Genomic DNA, 18,573 nt, shown 5'->3' on the forward strand with positions numbered 1-18,573 from the left:
GCAGCCCGACCGTTGTGGCCGGTCGCGCCGTTTCCCGTGCCCCTAAGGCGTCGTGGACGCGGGGCGTTTGTACATCCTGGTCGCCGTGATCTCGCTGTGTACCGCCTCCCCGGCCTGGGGCTGCTGCGGCAGTCCCGGTCGGAGGTGTTCCTCGACGCTGATGTACTTGAGGCCGGCCCTCAGGTCGGCGTCGTTGCGCATGCGAATGACCAGGGGGAATTCGGCGAGCGCCGTGGTGTCGAACAGGCCGGTGGTGTAGAGGAGCTGGACGCCCAGGGCGTCCGACACCGCCCGCTGGAGCTCCAGCAGATACGTGGCGTTGGCGCGGCCGATGGGGTTGTCCAGGAACAGCGTGCCGGCGTGCCGGTGTTTGTCGCGGCCCCGGTCGTTCGAGCGCAGCGCGGCCATCGTGCAGTACAGGGCGATCGCGGCGGTGAGGAGCTGGCCGCCGGAGAAGACGTCGCCCATCTGCCCGACGGGGACGCGCTCGGCGCGCAGCACCGCGTCGGGCTTGAGGATCTCGACGGCGACGCCCTTGGGCTGGAGGGCCGCGGCGACGCCCCGCAGCAGCAGGGACATGCCGTCACGCCGCAGGTCGGAGTTCTTCTTGACGGCAGCGCGGGTCGCCTCGTCGATGACCTCGCCCAACCGCTCGGTGAGCGTGGCCTGGTCTGGCTCCTCGAAGCGGATGCGCAGGAACTCCTGTCCCGACCACTCGCCGAGGCCCTCCGGAAGGCGGGAGAGGCGCTGGGCGGAGCGCAGGGTGGCCAGGGCCGACTCGACGAGGCCGCGCAGGCGGTCCACGATCGAGTCGCGGTTGCGCTCCAGCTGCTCCAGCTCGTCGGTCAGGACCCGGAGCCGGGGCGCGAAGGCGTCGGCCCACTTCTGGGCGTGTTCGGGCAGTGCGGAGGCGGGCAGTTCGCGGATCTGCTGCCGTGCCGGGGTGCGGACCTGCTCGTAGCGCGTGGAGTTGGCGTGCCGGACGAGGATGTCGCTGGCCTCGCGGACGGCGGCCTCCGCGGCGGACAGGTCGGCGGCGCAGCCGCGCAGGGAGCGGCGGGCTTCGGCGGCGGACTGCCGTGCCTCCTCCGGGCTGCCGGGGTACGGCTCGGTCTCTTCCTGTTCCTCGTCCGTGGGGTGCTCCCGCAGCAGGTCGCGGAGCATGGCGGCGATCTCGTCGAAGCCACTCGCCGCGTCCTCGGCGGCGCGGTGGGCGTCGAGGAGTTCGGCGTGCGCCTCGCGTGCCTGGTGCAGCGCCTCGGTGTGGGAGGCGAGTTCGGCCGTGGCGGTGCGCAGCAGGGCCTGCGCGTGCTCGGCGTCGCGCGGCTGGAGGTCCTCGGGGAGGTCGGTGTGGGCCTCGCCGTCCTCGGGCGCGTGCCGTTCGGCCTCGCCGCGCAGCCGCCCGAGTTGCTCGCTCGCGCTCGACATACGGGTCTCCAGGAGCTGCACCAGCTCCTCGGCACGGGCGGCGGCGGCCTGGCGGCTGGGTCCGTCGGAGCCGTCGGGGGATTCGAGGAGTTGCTCCGCGCGCGTGCGGACCTTGTTGCTCAGCCGGTCCAGCTCCGCGCGGGCCGCGCTCTCGTCGCTCTCCGCGCGGGCCTGCTCGGCCCGCAGGTCGGCGCCGACGCCGACCTGCTCGTACAGCTGCGACGCCGCCCTGTAGGCCTCGCGCAGGGCGGGCAGGGAGGCCTTCGGGGTCCGGGCGTCGTCCTCGGGTACGTCGTCGGGGGCGCCGGCGATCTCGGAGCGCTCGGCGCGCAGCGCCCGGGCGGTGCGGCGGGCGTCGTCGGCGGCGCGTTGGGCGGCCCTCCGGTCCTCGTCGGCGGCCCGGGCCCGCTCCAGGCAGGCCTGGGCGGCTGCCTCGGACTCGGCCGCCTCGTCGGCCAGTTCGCGCAGCTTGACCTGCCAGCCGGCCCGCTCGCGCAGCCGGAAGGCGAGACCGGCGAGGGCGTCGGCGGAGCGGCGGGCCCTCTGGGCGGCCTCCTGCCGCTCGTCCCGGACGCGCGCGGCCTCGGCGGCGGCCTCGTCGGCCTCGGCCCGCACCGTGCGTGCCTCGGCCAGTTCGGCTTCCGACTCCTCGGCGAACGCGCGGGTGTCGTGTGCCGTCTGCGCCAGTTCGGCGAGCCGGCCGGCCGGGCAGCCGGTGCGCCAGGAGGCGAGCCGGGCGGCCAGTTCGCGGTCCTTGCCGAGCCGGGCGGCGAGTGTGCGGATCTCCTCGTCGCGCTCGGTGGCCCGGGCGCGCAGCGCCTGCCGCTCCTCGTCGGCGGCGTGCTCATCGTGCATGGCCGGGTTCGGCGGGACGAGGAACACGTCACCGCTGTCGGTGTCCGGGGCGGGCGTCGGGGCGAGCAGGGCGGCGGCCGTGCCGACCGCCACGGCGGAACGGGGCAGCAGTGCCGCGTCGCCGAGCGCCTCACGCGCGCGTGCGTGGGAGTCCGGGTCGGTGATGATCACGCCGTCGACCAGTTCGGGCCGGGCGGCCAGCACGCGCGCGTGGTCGGCCGGGTCGACGGCTTGCGCGAGGTAGCGCCAGCCGGGCAGGGCGGGGATGCCGTGCTCGCCGAGGAACTCGACCGTGGCCAGCACGTCCGGGCCGGGCGGCAGCAGCCCGCCGTCACCCAGCGCGCCGAGGATCCGGGAGTCGTCGGCGGCGGCCGTACGCAGGTCGAACAGCTGGCGTTCGGCGGAGCTGACGGCGTCGTCGAGCAGTTCGCGCAGGTCGTCGGCGAAGCGGTCGAGCTCCTCGGGGCTGAGCCCCTGCTCGCCGGACGCCGGCCGGGTGGCCGGCTCGCTGTCCGTGCCGTGGCGGGGCTGCGGGATGCCCGGGCGGTTCTCGGGGGTCAGGCTGAGCAGTTCCGCCAGCCGCTCCTCCCCCGCCAGGGCCTCGGCGGTGCGGCGCTCTGCCTCGTACGACCGCTCGGCGGCCGTCGCCGCGTCCGCCGCGCGGGCCGCGGTCAGTTCCGCGCGGGACTCGGCGGCGGCGGCCTCGCGCGCGTGCTCGGTGGCCCGGTGGGAGGCCTCGCGTGCCGTGTCCCAGGCCGCGACAGCGGTCTTCTCGGCGTCGCTGGCGGCGAGGGCCGCGCGGGCCGGGTCGGCGTCGGGCGCGCTGTCGTCGAGCCAGCCGGCCCGTACCGCCTCGGCGGTCTCCTGCTCGACCTCGGCGAGGCGCTGCTTGAGGTGGCCGACCTCGCTGCGGGCCCGCTGCGCCTGCGTGGCGGCGGCGGTGGAGTCCCGGTAGGCGGCGTCGCTGACCTCCTGGAGGGCGGCGGAGCGCTCCTCCTCCTCGTTGGCGTGGTTCTCGGCGTTCTCCGCGGCCGCGTGCAGGGCCCGTACGAGGTCCACGGCCGCCTTGGAGCGGGCGGCCAGGGCCGGAGCGGCGTCGCGCTCCGCCTCCTGGATCGCGGCGGACACACGGGCGACGCGGTCGGCGGCTGCGCGGTGCCGCAGTACGGCCTCGGCGGCCTGCCACGCCGAGTACAGCGTGCGGGCGTCGGCGAGTTCGCGCTTCTGCGCGGCGGCGGACTTCTCGGCCGCGGCGAGGGCCAGCGAGGCGTGCCGGTAGGCCAGTTCGGCGGAGATCAGGGCGCTGCGCTCGCGGGCCGCCTCGGCGTGCGTGACGGCGTACGCGGCGGCGGTGACCCGCTGGGCCAGGTCGGCGGCCCGGGCGCGCTCCCGCACACCGCGCGCGGACAGTCTGCGCGCCAGGGTCCGGGTACGGCGCTCGGCTCCGGCGTGGACGTCACGAGCGCGGGAGCGGGCCTCGGCGGCCTCGACGATCCGCCCGAGCAGGTCGACGGACCCGGCGGTGAAGTCGCGTTCGGCGATCAGCTCGGCGCGCCGGCCCAGCTTGTTGCCGAAGCCGCTGACCAAGTCGGCCAGCCCGTCGGTGTCGCGGGTGTCGGTGACGGCGCGCAGCAGCAGGTCGGTGAAGTCGGCGTCCTTCTTGACCGCGAAGAGGCCGGCGGCCTCTCCCTCGTCGGCGTTCATCTCGCGCTGGTAGCGGAAGAGTTCGGGGTCGAGTCCGAGATCGCCGAGGTGCTCGATCCAGCGGTCGTGGATCTCCTCCCAGTGCACCTCCAGGTGCGGGTACGTCTTGCCCGCCTCCATGAGGGCGTCGCGGAAGCCCTTCATGGTGCGACGCCGGCCGCGCGCGCCCGACTGGCCCTCGACGGGCGCCCGTACGGCGGTGGACTCGGCCACGGGGAGGTTGTCGAGGCTCAGTCCGGGCCCGGGCCGGAAGGAGTACCAGGCCTCGGCGAACTTGCGCGGGTCGTTGGAGACCTGGCGCCCGCGCCACTCGCTGACCTTGCCGACGACGACGCACTCGCCGGTCAGCACGTGCTGCCACTCCAGCGCGACATGGCCGCAGTCGTCGGCGAGCAGGAACTTGCGCAGTACACCGGAGCTGGCGCCGCCGAGTGTGTTGCGGTGCCCCGGCAGCATCACGGAGAAGATCAGCTTGAGCAGCACCGACTTGCCGCCGCCGTTCTCCAGGAAGAGCACGCCCGCGGGCGCGGGCCGGCGCGGCGGGCCGACGGGCTCCTCCTCGAAGAACTCCGCCTGGGTGGGCGCGGGGTCGGGCACGGGCTCGCCCACGCCGCGCAGGTCAAGCACGGTGTCGGCGTAGCGCGCACCGGCGGGCCCGATGGAGTAGAGGCGGACCCGGGACAGCTCGTACATGGCGGACTCTCGTAAGGCTTCGTGAGGTGGGGGTTCGGCAGGAGTGGCGGGGAGTTCAGGAGGAGTGGAACGGCAGCCCGGCGTCGGCGACCAGGTCCAGGTCGTCGCCCTCCTCGGGGGGCAGCAGGGTCGGTGTGCCGTCGGTGACCGGGACGACGCCCAGCTCCAGCAGCTCGGCGAGGGCGGCGCTGCCGGCCATGTCGCGGACCTGGAGCTGGTAGCGGGCGGTCGTGCGGTACGTGCCGCCGTTGTCGTCGCCGGTGCGCTGGAGGAAACCGGATTCGGTGAGGAACGCGACGGCCTTGGCGACGATGCCGGTGGTGGAACCGGCGAGCCGGCGCGCGTCCTTGGTGGCCCCGGTCGAGCTGCGCCGCACCCAGATCCGCCAGGCGGCCTCCAGGCCGGGCGCGTCGGTGGCCGGGTCGGTGTTCTCGCCCTGTTCGGCGGCGCGCTCCTCCAGGCGGCGGCAGGCCTGGCGGACGAAGGCGTCGACGCCGTTGACCGTGACGCGGCCGATGTAGCCGTCGTCGGCGAGGTCCTCGGGGCGCGGGAACGCCATGGCGGCGACGGCGAGATGGGCGAGCCCGTGCAGGAACCGGTCGCCGCCGTCGGCGGACGTACGACGCGCGTAGTCGCCCATGCGGACGGCGAACACCGAGTCCTCGGCGGCGGTCACGGCCATGCCCGCGCGCGGGGACACCTCCAGCACGATCAGCCCCAGCCCGGTCGCCACGGCGTCGGCGAGCCGCGCGAAGGGCGGGTCCTCCCGGTAGCGCCGCAGCAGGTCCGCGTACTCCTGGTCGCGCGCGGGCTGGAGCTTGGGCTGCAGCCCGAAGGACACGAGCCGAGCCGCGTCGGCGGCGTCGGCGGGAGTGACGGCTGCCGGGGCCGTCGGGGCCGGGGCTTCCGGCTCACTCCACTCGACATGCTCGCTCACGGTCGGGACTCCTTGTGCCACTCGTACTGACTCATGCTGCTTCCGTCCGGTCCGCCGCCATCCCCGCCGCGTCCAGCAGCGCGGTACCGACGATCAGATCCGCCCCGCCGAACTCCGGGTCGTCGAGCTCGGTCCCGTCGTCCACGGCGAACAGCAGCTTCTGCTCGCCCTGGCGATAGGCCGTACCGACCGGCGGACTCGCGGCGTGCACCGCCAACAGGGCCACCAGATAGGGCAGCTCGGGGTCCTGCCGCCGGGCCTCGGCCAGCAGCCCGGACAAGCGGCGCGGCGCGTCCGCCGGCAGGTCGAGCAGCTCCTGCGCGGCCGCCATCTGCTCCTCGCTGAACCGGCTGTCGTCGGGTGTGGCGATGAGGTCCGGCTCGGGCATCTCCGCACCCAGGTGCTCCCGCTCCACCGGCGGCGTCAGCAGGATGTCGACCAGGTCCCCGACCCGGACGGACACGGGCGTGCGCAGCCCTGTGCCGTGCCCGAAGAACGCGTCCGTGACCCGCACGGCCCGCTCCAGCGGCAGCGGCAGGACGGGCGAGACGAGGTGCCCGTAGAGGTCGATCCCCGAGGTGGCGGCCGGTGCGGCGAAGGCCTGCCGGTCCTGCTCGGCGCGGAACAGCGGTCCGGCTTCCAGCAGCCGGGACTGCAACTGCGTGTGCCGCCGGATGCAGTCCTTGACGATGTCGACGAGCTCGGCGGCGCGGCGCTTGTGCTCGGGCTCCTCGGATTCGTCGCGCGCCTTGCGGATGTTCGTGAGGATCGCGTTCTCGTGGCGGTAGCGGTCGGCCACGTGCTCCAGGGCTTCGGCGATCATGTCGGGCACGGTGGTGAGCCAGTCCACCGCGCGCACATTGCGCCGGGTGGCCTCCAGGGCGCGGCGCAGGGTCTCCGAGTACTGCACGGTGCGGTAGCGGGCCTGTTCGGCCGCGAGCTGGGCGTCGGCGAGCCGGCCGCGGCTGATCAGCACCTCCAGCTTGACCTCGGCGGCGATCTGCGCGCTGGTGACGTCCGTGTCGAGGGCGCCGACGAGGACGTTGACCGCCTCGTCCGTGGTGCGCAGGTAGACCGTGCCGCCCGGGCCCGGGACCTCCTCGATCAGCTTGAAGTCGTAGTCACGGCGCACATAGGTGCCGTCCGCCCCGAATGTGCCGTACACCGCGCGGAAGCCGCGGTCGACGCTGCCGACGTTGATCAGGTTCTCCAGGACCCAGCGGGCCACCCGCTCGTGCTCGGCGGCGGGCCGCCCCGGTGCCTGGGCGGCGATGCGCGGGACGAGGCGGGCGACGATCTGGTCGTGGTCCGCGCCCGTGTCGAAGTCCATGGTGAGGGTGACGAGGTCGATGGCCGCGAGGGCGACCTCCGCCATGCCGTACACCGAGTACTCACCGGCGAGGTTGGCCTTGCGCGCGTCGAGGTCGTGCAGCGGCGCGGTGCAGGCGAGCGCGCGCAGGCGCCGCGCCAGGCCCTCGTCGGCGGCCGGCCCCAAGGCGGGGCGCGGCCCCGCGCTGAGCTGGGGCGGAACGCTGTCCGTCGATGCAGGCGAAGTCACGGTGCACAGACTAGGTCCTGGGTCTGACAACGACCCAAACGACGCGGGTGGGCCTGGTCAGCCGTCCTCGCCGACCCGTCGCCGGTACACCTCGACGACCCGTTTCAGCGAGTCGTCGAGGTAACCGGCGAGCAGGCGCTCGGCCTTGTCCCGGTCCCCCGCCTGAAGGGCCTCAAGAATCATGACATTTCGTGCGATGTACGGCTCGTGCAACCGCCGCGGTTCGTCCACCACGTGGAAGGCGAGGCGCAGTTCGGCGAACACGCTCCGCATCAGCTCGTCGGTGCGCTCGCTCGCCGCGAGGGCGACCAGCTCCCGGTGGAAGTGGATGTTGGCCGTACCCACTCCTTTCCAGTCACCTTCCCGAGCCGCCTGCTGCCCCTCCTCCACCGCACCGGCGAGCCCGTCGAGACGGTAGGGCGGCTCGCCGAGACCTCGCACGACGGCGCACTCGACGAGCCTGCGGGTGCGGTAGATGTCCTCGACGTCCTCGACGGTCAGGACCCGGACGAACACGCCGCGGTTCAACTCGTGGACGAGCAGGCGTTCGTGCGTGAGCAGCCGGAACGCCTCGCGCAGCGTGTTGCGGGAGACGCCGAGCGCGCCGCCGATGCTGTCCTCCGACAGCCGGGTCCCGGGCGGGAAGTAGCCCTCGGCGATCCGGCTCCTGAGGATGTCCGAGACGCGCTCGGCGGTGCTGGTGCGCCCCAGAAGAGCCCGGTCGTCGGAAAGGTCCCTCAGCTGCTCTGCCATGCCGGAATTCAATCGCAGATCAGCAGAACGAACCAACATGGGTATTGAGGAATCGTTGAACGATCCTCTACGGTGCTGGGCACGGCTCGCTCCCGAAGCGGCCGGGCTCACTCCCAGAGCACCCCCACTGCTCAGTCCGAAGCACCCTCCGTCCCCCTCTTCGAGGTGCCCATGAGCACGACTCCTCCACAACAGGCCCTGACCGACGACACGCCCCCCGCGGCGACCGAACACACCGTCGGCGACGGGGCGTTCGGCTGGCTGCGCGCTCTGGGCCCGCGCGGCCGGCGCGCCTTCGCCGGTGCCTTCGGCGGCTATGCCCTGGACTCGTACGACTACTTCACCCTGCCGCTGAGCATGGTCGCGCTCTCCGCCTACTTCGGGCTGAGCAGCGGCCAGACCGGCCTCTTCACGACGGTCACCCTGGTGGTCTCCGCTGTCGGCGGCGCCCTCGCGGGCGTCCTCGCGGACCGCATCGGCCGCGTGAAGGCGCTGATGCTCACGGTGATCACCTACGCGGTCTTCACCGTCGCCTGCGGCTTCGCGCCCAACTACGAGACCCTGCTGGTCTTCCGCGCCCTCCAGGGCCTCGGTTTCGGAGGCGAATGGGCGGTCGGCGCGATCCTCGTCGCCGAGTACGCGAGCGCCAGGCACCGGGGGCGCACCCTCGGCGCCATCCAGAGCTCCTGGGCCGTGGGCTGGGGCCTCGCGGCGATCGTCTACACCGTGGTCTTCTCGGTGGCCGGTGACGACCTGGCCTGGCGCATCATGTTCTGGACCGGGGCGCTGCCCGCGCTGCTCGTCATCTGGGTGCGGCGCAGTGTGCACGACGCGCCCGAGGCCGCCGCCGCTCGTGAAAAGAGCACGGAGAAGGGCTCGTTCACAGCGATCTTCAAGCCCGGCCTGCTGCGGACGACGATCTTCGCCGGGCTGCTCTCGACCGGCGTCCAGGGCGGCTACTACACACTGGCCACCTGGGTGCCGACCTACCTCAAGTCCGAGCGCGACCTGTCGGTCGTCGGCACCGGCGGCTATCTGACGTTCCTGATATCGGGCGCCTTCATCGGCTATCTGACGGGCGGTTACCTCACCGACAAGCTGGGCCGGCGGCGCAACATCTGGCTCTTCGCCCTGCTCTCGGCGATCTGCATCCTGGCGTACGCGAACATCCCGAGCGGCGCCAACACCCTGCTCCTGGTGCTCGGTTTCCCGCTCGGGTTCTGCATGTCGGCGATCTTCAGCGGCTTCGGCTCCTACCTGAGCGAGCTGTACCCGACGGCGGTGCGCGGCACGGGGCAGGGCTTCACGTACAACACCGGGCGCGCGGTGGGTGCCGTCTTCCCGACGACGGTCGGGTTCCTCGCCGACAGCTGGGGCGTGGGCGGCGCGCTGGTCTTCGGGGCGATCGGCTACGGCATCGCGGCTCTGGCCCTGCTCGGGCTGCCGGAGACGCGTGGGAAGGAGCTCACATGAACCGCACGGGCACCGACACCGGGGACCGCCCTGTCGTCCTCGTCGACGAGCACGCGCGCGCGTGGAGCCCGAAAACGGCCCGCGCCCGCTTCCGGGAGGGTCTCACGGGCCCCACGGCCGGGGTCGCCGCGGGCCACACCCAGGTCAATCTGATCTCGGTGCCCGCCGACTGGGCCTACGACATGCTGCTGTTCTGCCAGCGCAATCCCAAGCCGTGCCCCGTCCTCGACGTCACCGACGCGGGAGCCTGGACCACGGTGCTCGCGCAGGGCGCGGACCTGCGCACCGACCTGCCGCGCTACCGGGTGTGGCGGGACGGCGAGCTGGTGGACGAACCGACGGACGTGCGCGCGTACTGGCGGGACGACCTGGTGTCGTTCCTGATCGGGTGCAGCTTCACCTTCGAGTGGGCGCTGAGCGAGGCGGGCGTGCCGATCCGCCACGTCGAGCAGGGCCGCAACGTCCCGATGTACGTCACCAGCCGGCAGTGCCGTCCGGCGGGGCGGCTGCACGGGCCGCTGGTGGTGTCCATGCGGCCGGTGCCGCCCCCGCATCTGGCGGCGGCGATCCGGGAGAGCAGTCTGCTGCCGGCGGTGCACGGCAGCCCCGTACACTGCGGCGATCCCTCGGGGCTCGGGATCGACGACCTCGGCCGCCCCGACTTCGGCGACCCGGTGGCCGCCGAGCCGGACGACATTCCGGTGTTCTGGGCCTGCGGTGTGACCCCGCAGGCGGCCGTGATGGCCTCCCGCCCGCCGTTCGCCCTCACCCACGCCCCCGGGCAGATGTTCCTCACCGACGCCCGCGACGAGCAGTACCGCGTGGCCTGACAGGAGACCGACTCGCCATGACCTCCATCGACCTCAACGCCGACCTCGGCGAGGGCTTCGGCCGCTGGCGGCTCACCGACGACGAACGGCTGCTGTCGGTCGTCACCAGCGCCAACGTGGCGTGCGGCTTCCACGCCGGGGACGCGGCCACCATGCGCCGGGTGTGCGAGCTGGCGGCCGAGCGCGGCGTCCGGATCGGCGCCCAGGTGTCCTACCGGGACCTGGCCGGGTTCGGGCGGCGCGCGATGGACGTGCCGCCCGCCGAGCTGGCGGCGGAGGTGGCCTACCAGATCGGCGCTCTGGAGGTCTTCGCCCGCGCGGCGGGTGCTCGTGTGGCCTACGTGAAACCGCACGGCGCGCTCTACAACCGGGTCGTGCACGACGAGGAGCAGGCCGGCGCGGTCGTCGACGGTGTGCTCCTCGCGGACGCCTCGTTGCCGGTGCTGGGCCTGCCCGGCTCACGCCTGCTGGAGCTGGCCGGGAAGGCCGGACTGCCCATCGTCACCGAGGCGTTCGCGGACCGGGCGTACACCGACGCGGGCACGCTCGTGCCGCGCACCCTGGAGGGCGCCGTGGTCACCGACCCCGACACCGTCGTGGAACGCTCGCTCGGCCTGGCCCGCTCCGGCGAGGTCGTCTCCCACTCGGGTACCCGGATCGAGGTACGCGCGCGGTCCCTGTGCCTGCACGGTGACACGCCCGGCGCGGTGGAGCTGGCCCGCCGGGTGCGGGAGCTGCTGGAGTCGTCGGGCGTGCGCGTGGAGGCCTTCGCATGAAGGTCCTGCCGGTCGGCGAGGACGCCCTGCTCGTCGAGGTCTCCTCGGGTGAGGAAGCCCAGGCCCTGCACGCCGAGCTGCTGCGCCGCCGCGCGGAGGGCGCGCTGTCGGCCCGCGAGATCGTGCCCGCGGCCCGCACGGTCCTCCTCGACGGCCTCGACGCCCCCGCCCGGGTGGCCGCCGAACTGACCGCCGCCAAACTGCCGCCCACTCCCCCACGCGCGCGTGCCGTGGTCGAGATCCCTGTGCGCTACGACGGCCCGGACCTGGCCGACGTCGCCGCGCACTGGGGCGTGCCGGAGCGGGAGGTCGCCCGCCTCCACTCGGGGACGGAGTTCCGGGTCGCCTTCTGCGGCTTCGCCCCCGGCTTCGGCTACCTCACCGGCCTGCCGCCGCGCTACGACGTCCCGCGCCGGGCCACCCCGCGCACGGCCGTGCCGGCCGGTTCGGTGGCGCTGGCGGGCCCGTACACGGGCGTGTACCCGCGCTCGTCGCCGGGCGGCTGGCAGCTGATCGGCACGACGGACGTCGTCCTGTGGGACCACGCGCGCGTGCCGGCCGCGCTGTTGTCGCCGGGCACGCGCGTGCGGTTCGTCCCCGTCGAACCGGTGGGGCACCCGTGACCGACCGCGCGCTCGCCGTCGTCCGGGCCGGCGCCCTGACCACCGTGCAGGACCTGGGGCGCCCCGGGCACGCCCACCTCGGGGTGCCACGCTCCGGGGCGCTGGACCGGCCCGCGGCGGACCTCGTCAACCGGCTGACGGGCAACCCGCCCACGGCGGCCGTGCTGGAGACGACCGTCAACGGCTGCACCGTACGCCCCCGTTCCACCGTCACCGTGGCCGTGGCGGGCGCGCCCTGCCGGGTCACGATGGACGGACGGCCCGTCGCCTGGGGTGCGCCGGTGCGCGTGCCCGCCGGGGCGCTGCTCGACGTCGGGCCCGCTGTGTCGGGCCTGCGCAGCTACGTGGGCGTCTGCGGGGGCATCGCCGTCGAGCCGGTGCTCGGCAGCCGCTCGACCGACCTGCTGTCGGGGCTCGGGCCGCCCCCTCTGACGGACGGCACGGTGCTGCCCCTGGGCCGGCCGACGGGCATGCACGCGCACGTGGACGTCGCCCCGCAGCCTGCGCCACCGGCCGAGCTGGTCCTGCGGGTGACACTCGGACCGCGCGACGGCTGGTTCACGCCGGAGGCCGTACGGACCTTCGTCTCACGTCCCTACCGGGTGTCCCCCGCGAGCAACCGCATCGGGCTGCGCACGGAGGGGGCCGCCCTGGAGCGGGCCCGACTCGGGGAACTTCCCAGCGAGGGCATGGTGCTGGGCGCGGTCCAGGTCCCGCCCGACGGCAGGCCGGTGGTGTTCCTCGCCGACCACCCGACCACCGGGGGCTACCCGGTGATCGCGGTGGTCCGCGCCGCCGACCTGCCGGCCGCCGCCCAGGCCGTTCCGGGCACGCCGGTCCGCTTCACGGCCGTACGGCGCCGCTGAAACGGCGGACCCACGCCGTATCGCCTCCGCGCCGTCAGGCCGGGTCCGGCTGGTCCGCCACCGAACCTGTCAGGCCGCCTCCGGCTGGTCCGCCACCGACAGGGCGGCCAGCGCGGCGGACACGGCCGCGGAGGCCCGCAGATCGAGCCGGGCGCTCGTGCCGCTGGCGCGGTGCCGGAGTTCGTCGGCGGCGAGGGTCAGGAGCTGGGGCAGCAGGTCGGTGCACCGGCGGGCCACCCAGCCGGTGCCCGCCGTGGCCAGCCACCGCAGGCTCGCCGCCCTGGTCGGGGCGGGGAACTCGGGCTCGGGCGAGGGCGCGGGTCCCGTCGCGAGGCCGTGTTCCGCGAGCAGCGCGTGGAAGCGCAGGGCGAGTTGCCGGTGCCCGCGTTCTCCGGGGTGCAGCCGGTCCGCGCTCCACAGGGCACGGTCGGTGATCCAGTCGCCCTCGCAGGCGTGCAGGTGCAGCGCGTCGTACCGCTCGGACAGGGCGTGCACCACCGTGTTCACGGCTCGCTGCCGCCGGGCCAGCGGGTTGGCGAGGGCACCCGGCAGACCGAGCATCGCGCCCGGATCGGGCAGACAGGCCGTGAGCAGGACCGCGCCCTGCTCGGTGCAGGCCGCGTACACCTCGTCGAGCCGGGCGGCCACGGCCTGGATGTCGAAGGTGCAGCGCAGGGTGTCGTTGACGCCGATGACGACGGACACGAGGTGGGGCTTCAGCTCCAGCGCGGCGGACATCTGCCGCTCCAGGACGTCCCGGGTCTGCGATCCGCTCACCGCGAGGTTGGTGAACCCGACCGGCTCCTCGGCGAGCCCGTCCGCGAGCAGCGCGGCCCAGCCGCGCCACGCCCCGTCGCCGACGGGATCCCCCACGCCCTCGGTGAGCGAGTCCCCCAGGGCCACGAACCTCACAGGCCCCTCGAACCGCGGGGGTCTCATGCCACGCCCCCGGGCACGAAGGGCGGAACCGGACGCACAGGGACAGCCGCGTCATGCGCGGCGAGGAACGCGTCGACCGCCGCGTCCCACCCGAAGCACTCCGCACGCGCGCGTGCCCGCTCGCGCCGGTCCGTCTCCCGGCGTTCCAGCAGCAGGTCCACGGCGTCCGCGAAGGCCTCACCGTGGTCCCCCGCGACGGCCCCGGCGGAGCCGATCACCTCCGACAGCGCGGACGACGCGCTCGCCACCACGGGCGTGCCGCACGCCATGGCCTCCAGCGCGGCGAGCCCGAACGTCTCGGCGGGTCCCGGCGCCAGGGCCACGTCGGCCGACGCCTGGAGCGCGCCGAGCAGCCCGCGGTCAAAGACGTGCCCGAGGAAGGTGACCGGCAGGCCGCTCTCACGCGCCCGCTGTTCGAGCCGGCCGCGCAGCGGCCCGTCCCCGGCCACCACCAGCACCGCCCGGCGCCCGCGCCGCCGCAGCGACTCCAGGGCGTCCAGCGCCGTGCCGGGCCGCTTCTCCACGGACAGCCGCGAGCACATCACCAGCAGCGTCTCGTCCACGCGCGCGTGCCGTGCCCGCAGCTCCGGGTCACGCAGCGCGGGGTGCCGCTGCGCCAGGTCGACGCCCAGCGGAGCGCGGACGACGTTGCGTGCCCCGATCCGCACGAACTCCCGCTCGGCGAACTCGGTGGTGCACACCACGCGCGCGTACGTGTGGGCCGTACGGACGTTGAGGGCGTCGGCGGCACGCCGGGCGGCCCCCTCGGACAGACCCCAGGTGCGCAGCACCCCGTCGGCGGTCTCGTGGGAGACCATCACGGCCGGGATCCGGGCGCGCCGCGCCCACTTGCCGGTCCACCTGAGGGTCGTACGGTCGGACACCTCCAGCCGGTCCGGCGCGAGTTGCTCCAGGAGCCGGGCCACCCTCCGCTTGTCGGTGAGCACGCGGTAGCCGCCAGTGCCGGGCAGCAGCGGCCCGGGGAGCGTGATCACCCGGCCCTGCTCGGTCTCCCGGTCGCTCATCCGCTCGCCGGGGACCACGAGGACGGGTTCGTGCCCCGCCGCCTTGAAGCCCTTGCCGAGTTCGCGCAGGGCGGTGCGCAGACCGCCGGACGCGGGCGCGACGAAGTTGGCGAGCCGCACGATCCGAAGCGACTGACGGCTGCGGCTGCCGTCACCCGGACGCGAGGCGCTCATGCCGCCACCGCCGTCCTGCGCCCGGCGAGCACGTGCGCGTAGTGCCCGATCAGCTGGTCCCCGACGGCCGCCCAGGTGCGGCCCTCCACGGTGGCGCGCCCTGCGGCGCCGAATGCGGCCCGCAGTCCGGCGTCGGCGGCCAGGGCCCGTACCGCGTCCCGTACGGCACTCACGTCGCGCGGCGGCACCAGCAGGCCCGTGCGCCCGTGGGCGACCAGGTCCAGCGGCCCGCCCGCGGCGGGTGCCACGACCGGCAGGCCGCTGGCCATGGCCTCCTGCACCGTCTGGCAGAACGTCTCGAAGGGGCCCGTGTGCACGAAGGCGTCCAGCGAGGCGAAGACCCGGGCCAGCTCGTCACCGGTACGGCGGCCGAGGAAGACCGCGCCGGGCAGCGCCTGTTCCAGGCCGGGCCGGCTCGGGCCGTCGCCGACGACCACGACCCGGACGCCCTCCAGGCCGCAGGCCCCGGCGAGGAGTTCGACCTGCTTCTCGGGGGCGAGCCGGCCGACGTAGCCGACGATCAGCTCACCGTTCGGGGCGAGTTCGCGACGCAGGGCCTCGTCGCGGCGGTCGGGCCGGAAACGTTCGGTGTCGACGCCGCGCGGCCACAGCCCGACTCGGGGCACTCCGTGCGCCGTGAGGTCGCGCAGGGCCGCGCTGGACGGGGCGAGGGTGAGGTCGGCGGCGCCGTGCACGGAGCGGATGCGCCGCCAGGCGGCGGCTTCCCCGGCACCCATGTACGTACGGGCGTAGCCCGCCAGGTCGGTCTGGTAGACGGCGACGGCGGGGACGCCGAGGCGGGCGGCGCCGGCCATGCCGCGCACGCCGAGGACGAAGGGGCTGGCGAGGTGGACGACATCGGCGCGGTGCTCGACGAGGGTGGCGGCCAGGCGGCGGCTGGGGAGGGCGACGCGGACCTGGGGGTAGCCGGGGAGCGGGAGGGAGGGGATGTGGACGACGGGGCACGGCGCGTCGGCGTCGGGCTTGCTTCCGGGCGCGGGGGCCGGGGCGACGACGACGGGGGCGTGACCGCGATCGACGAGGTGCCGGGCGGTCTGGAGCGCGCAGTGGGCCACGCCGTTCACATCGGGGGGAAAGGATTCGGTCACGATGACGACACGCATACCGGTGTTGTCGCCGTGCCGGACGTGGCCGCGTCAACGTGGATCTTTCCAGGCGGGGAACGTCCCATGAGCGTTCTGAGGCGCACCCGCGCAGGTCAGGCCGCGTCCATGCGCCCCTGACCCGCGGGTCATCCGGCGTTCACCCGGGCGGCCTGATTCCGCCCTGGCGTTCTTGCACAAAAGGGGTGTCACGCGCTCACCGGGAGGCGGTCACACAGCGGTCTCCTCGGGACCGATCCGGCTGCGGACGGCCGTCTGGACCTCGGCTTCCTCGGCCGGGTCGGCGGCGAGCCGGCGCAGTCGCTCGACGACGCGGGCGTCTCCGGTCTCGGCGTGCCGGGCGGCGATCTCCCGGGTGGTCTCCTCGCAGTCCCACAAGCACTCGACGGCGAAGCCGGTGGCGAAGGAGGGGTCGGTGGCGGCGAGGGCACGGGCGGCCCGGCCGCGCAGATGGGAGGAGGCGGTCTCGCGGTAGATGTGGCGGAGCACGGGTGCGGCGCAGGCGATGCCGAGCCGTCCGGTGCCGTCGACCAGGGTCCACAGGGTCGGTGCGTCGGGGCCGTCGCCCCGTACGGCTTCGCGCAGCGCCGTGAGGACCAGGTCGCGGTCCTGCGCCCCGCCCCGGCAGGCGAGGACGCGTCCGGCGGCGGCGCCCAGCGCGTCCGGCCGACGGGCCCAGCCGCGCGCCTGGTGCACGGCGGCGAGCGAGCGCATGCGTTCGAAGGCGTCGACGGCGGCGTCGGCGACGACCGTCGAGCCGGTGGCCACGGCGCTCTCGATCAGGCCGAAGGCGTCGGGATCGTTGCCGTCGGCGAGATAGCGCAGGGCGGTGCACCGGGCTCCGTCGCCGCCGTCCTTCGCCGCCTGGATGATCTCGGCCCGGTCTTCGGGCCCGGCCACGGCGGTGAGACAGCGGGCGGCCGGGACATGCAGTGCGGCGCCCCGTTCGAGGCCTTGCTGGGCCCATTCGAAGACGGCCTGCACACTCCACCCGGGGCGGGGGCCGGCCGGCCGCATCTGCCGCTGCCAGCGATCGAAACAGCCCGTCTCGTGGGCGGCACGCACGCGTGTGGCGATGGATTCGCGCGGATCCTCGGCCCACAGGCGCCACGGCCGGGGTTCGAAGGCGTCCCGGACGGTCACGGCCAGTTCGGCGTCGCCCTCCGGATCGGCCGGGAACCGCGCGAGGACGGGTGCGGCGAGGGCCCGCAGGCCCGCGTCGTCGTCCCTGAGGGCCAGTTCGTCGAGGGCCCAGGCCCAGTTGGAGCCGTGGGCGGCGTATCTGCGCAGCAGTTCGAGCGCGTCCCGCCTGCCGTAGGAGGCGAGGTGCCCGAGGACGGCGAGGGCGAGCCCGGTGCGTGACTCGTCGGCGTCGAGGACGTCCTCGGCACCGAAGAGGTGGGCCTCGATCTCGTCCAGTTCGCCGTTCAGGTCGAGGAAGAGCCGGGCGTAGTAGAGGGAGCGGTTCTCCACCTGCCAGTCGTGGCGAGGATCGCGCAGCACGCAGTGGTTCAGCGCCTCGAGCGCCTCGGGGCGCGGGGCGGTGAGCGCGTGCAGTGTGCCGTCGCCGCGGCCCCGCTGGAGCAGGCCGAGCAGCGTACCGCTGGGCGCTATGACCGGTTCGAACATGGGAAACAGCCTCACATCAAGCGTCGACGCAACCGGGGACGTGTACTACCTGGCCGCGCGACAACACGTCGGAGTGCCCGCCGTTTCCTGCTTGCTGTAGACCATCTTCCTCTGCCTCTCGTCGGTGGCCCTTGCGGACCGGGTCACGGTCCGCGCGGTGCGGCAACATCTGCCCAGCCATCACGTCCGTGAACCACGTCGTCATGATGACTCGGCAGTTCCATCTGCCGCGACCGAAATTTCGGCGGCCCTGTACCGCCTCCCCCGTTTTCGTCGTCGTTCCAGGTCAGACTGGTCGGCTCAGCGCTCGCCGAACAGTTCGAGCAATTCCGTCCGGCCGAACATCCGGGCGGTGTCGACCGCCGAGGGGGTACCTGCGGACGGGTCGGCGCCGCCCTCCAGGAGGGCCCTGACGACGTCCGTCTCGCCCTTGAAGGCCGCCCCCGCGAGCGGGGTCTGGCCTCGGTCGTTCACCCGGTCGGCCTCGGCGCCGCGGGCGAGCAGCGCGCGTACCGCCTCGCAGTGGCCGTGGTAGGCGGCGAGCATCACGAGCGAGTCACCGCGGTCGTTGGTGAGGTTGGCCGGGACACCCGCGTCGACGTACGCCACGAGCGCCTCCGTCTGTCCCCGCCGGGCCAGATCGAAGATCTTGGTCGCCAGCTCCACGACCTCGGGGTCGGGGACTTCGATCATCGGCCGGACCGCCTCTCGCACGTCTCGTCGGGTGCGTACGCCTGCGAGCGGTGCAGCCGTACGAGTGAATCGCCAGAGTACTGGCTCGCGCGGCACATGACCCGATGTGCCCGAGGTAAAGATCACCACAGACCTCACCGAGCGCGACAGCCCAGCGTGACCGGGCCGGGGACCACTCCGTCAACCGGGGGAAATAGTCCGAATTTCACCCAGTTGCACCTTTTATCGTATGGATACATCCTGTGAGCCTGGAAGTACTCAGGGTGACTGTCCCCGCGAATCAGGAGAACTCAAATGATCCTCTCCATCTCAGGCGTGGTCCTGCTCGGCATCGTCGTCTTCATCTTCTTCCGCAAGGACGGCCTGAAGGCGTCGCACGCGGTGGTGGCGATGTTGTTCGGCTTCTACCTGGCGAGCACGGCCATCGCCCCGAGCATCAAGGCGGGCGGCGAGAGCCTGGCGAGCCTCCTCGGCGGAATCAAGTTCTGACGGC

General features: G+C 73.9%; 15 protein-coding genes. 6 read left to right on the top strand and 9 right to left on the bottom strand.

The genetic code is table 11. From position 1 onward, the window contains the following. Positions 1-42 precede the first annotated feature (42 nt). The 4 genes from ACFZDA_RS36265 to ACFZDA_RS36280 are packed head-to-tail and all read right to left on the bottom strand — an operon-like array spanning position 43 to position 7,928. On the bottom strand, positions 43-4,680 hold the full coding sequence (locus ACFZDA_RS36265; RefSeq protein ID WP_391089879.1) for a hypothetical protein: 4,638 nt from the start codon (positions 4,678-4,680) through the stop codon (positions 43-45). A gap of 55 nt (positions 4,681-4,735) precedes the next feature. Continuing rightward, positions 4,736-5,617 carry a hypothetical protein gene (locus ACFZDA_RS36270; protein ID WP_391089881.1) on the bottom strand — a complete coding sequence of 294 codons (882 nt, stop codon included), beginning with the start codon at positions 5,615-5,617 and terminating at the stop codon, positions 4,736-4,738. 31 nt (positions 5,618-5,648) lie between these two features. Continuing rightward, positions 5,649-7,175: a hypothetical protein gene (locus tag ACFZDA_RS36275; protein WP_391089883.1), complete on the bottom strand. Its 1,527-nt coding sequence runs from the start codon at positions 7,173-7,175 to the stop codon at positions 5,649-5,651. Between the two features lie 57 nt (positions 7,176-7,232). Further along, positions 7,233-7,928, bottom strand: a complete 696-nt coding sequence (locus ACFZDA_RS36280) for an FCD domain-containing protein (protein ID WP_391089885.1) — start codon at positions 7,926-7,928, stop codon at positions 7,233-7,235. A 171-nt stretch (positions 7,929-8,099) separates the two neighbouring features. Between ACFZDA_RS36280 and ACFZDA_RS36285 the strand changes: the two genes are divergently transcribed. From ACFZDA_RS36285 to ACFZDA_RS36305, 5 genes are read left to right on the top strand one after another with little or no spacing between them, the layout of a single operon-like run. Next, positions 8,100-9,401 (top strand): MFS transporter, encoded by a 1,302-nt coding sequence (locus ACFZDA_RS36285; RefSeq protein ID WP_391089887.1) that lies wholly within the window; start codon positions 8,100-8,102, stop codon positions 9,399-9,401. Then, on the top strand, positions 9,398-10,231 hold the full coding sequence (locus ACFZDA_RS36290) for a putative hydro-lyase (protein WP_391089889.1): 834 nt from the start codon (positions 9,398-9,400) through the stop codon (positions 10,229-10,231). Before ACFZDA_RS36285 ends, ACFZDA_RS36290 begins: the two co-directional genes overlap by 4 nt. Before the next feature lie 17 nt (positions 10,232-10,248). Then, positions 10,249-11,007, top strand: a complete 759-nt coding sequence (locus ACFZDA_RS36295) for a 5-oxoprolinase subunit PxpA (RefSeq protein ID WP_391089891.1) — start codon at positions 10,249-10,251, stop codon at positions 11,005-11,007. Next, positions 11,004-11,630, top strand: a complete 627-nt coding sequence (locus ACFZDA_RS36300; RefSeq protein ID WP_391089893.1) for a carboxyltransferase domain-containing protein — start codon at positions 11,004-11,006, stop codon at positions 11,628-11,630. The genes ACFZDA_RS36295 and ACFZDA_RS36300 overlap by 4 nt, the downstream gene beginning before the upstream one ends. Beyond that, on the top strand, positions 11,627-12,496 hold the full coding sequence (locus ACFZDA_RS36305; RefSeq protein ID WP_391089895.1) for a 5-oxoprolinase/urea amidolyase family protein: 870 nt from the start codon (positions 11,627-11,629) through the stop codon (positions 12,494-12,496). The genes ACFZDA_RS36300 and ACFZDA_RS36305 overlap by 4 nt, the downstream gene beginning before the upstream one ends. A gap of 69 nt (positions 12,497-12,565) precedes the next feature. On the opposite strand, the gene ACFZDA_RS36310 is transcribed toward ACFZDA_RS36305, so the two are convergent. The 5 genes from ACFZDA_RS36310 to ACFZDA_RS36330 all read right to left on the bottom strand — a co-directional run bounded on the left by ACFZDA_RS36310 (position 12,566) and on the right by ACFZDA_RS36330 (position 18,080). Next, a complete protein-coding gene (locus ACFZDA_RS36310) occupies positions 12,566-13,435 on the bottom strand; it encodes a GDSL-type esterase/lipase family protein (RefSeq protein ID WP_391089897.1) in 870 nt (289 codons plus the stop codon). Continuing rightward, positions 13,432-14,634 carry a glycosyltransferase gene (locus ACFZDA_RS36315; RefSeq protein WP_391089899.1) on the bottom strand — a complete coding sequence of 401 codons (1,203 nt, stop codon included), beginning with the start codon at positions 14,632-14,634 and terminating at the stop codon, positions 13,432-13,434. Before ACFZDA_RS36315 ends, ACFZDA_RS36310 begins: the two co-directional genes overlap by 4 nt. Then, a complete protein-coding gene (locus ACFZDA_RS36320) occupies positions 14,631-15,758 on the bottom strand; it encodes a glycosyltransferase (RefSeq protein ID WP_391089901.1) in 1,128 nt (375 codons plus the stop codon). Before ACFZDA_RS36320 ends, ACFZDA_RS36315 begins: the two co-directional genes overlap by 4 nt. Before the next feature lie 210 nt (positions 15,759-15,968). Then, positions 15,969-17,387 carry a HEAT repeat domain-containing protein gene (locus ACFZDA_RS36325; protein WP_391089903.1) on the bottom strand — a complete coding sequence of 473 codons (1,419 nt, stop codon included), beginning with the start codon at positions 17,385-17,387 and terminating at the stop codon, positions 15,969-15,971. A 300-nt stretch (positions 17,388-17,687) separates the two neighbouring features. After that, the gene (locus tag ACFZDA_RS36330) at positions 17,688-18,080 is read right to left on the bottom strand and encodes an ankyrin repeat domain-containing protein (protein ID WP_391089905.1); all 393 of its coding nucleotides are present in this window, start codon (positions 18,078-18,080) and stop codon (positions 17,688-17,690) included. A gap of 294 nt (positions 18,081-18,374) precedes the next feature. Between ACFZDA_RS36330 and ACFZDA_RS36335 the strand changes: the two genes are divergently transcribed. Continuing rightward, positions 18,375-18,569 (top strand): hypothetical protein, encoded by a 195-nt coding sequence (locus tag ACFZDA_RS36335; RefSeq protein WP_030843336.1) that lies wholly within the window; start codon positions 18,375-18,377, stop codon positions 18,567-18,569. Positions 18,570-18,573 lie beyond the last annotated feature (4 nt).

This window comes from Streptomyces sp. NPDC007991, assembly GCF_042958445.1.
In the GTDB taxonomy this organism is placed as follows: domain Bacteria; phylum Actinomycetota; class Actinomycetes; order Streptomycetales; family Streptomycetaceae; genus Streptomyces.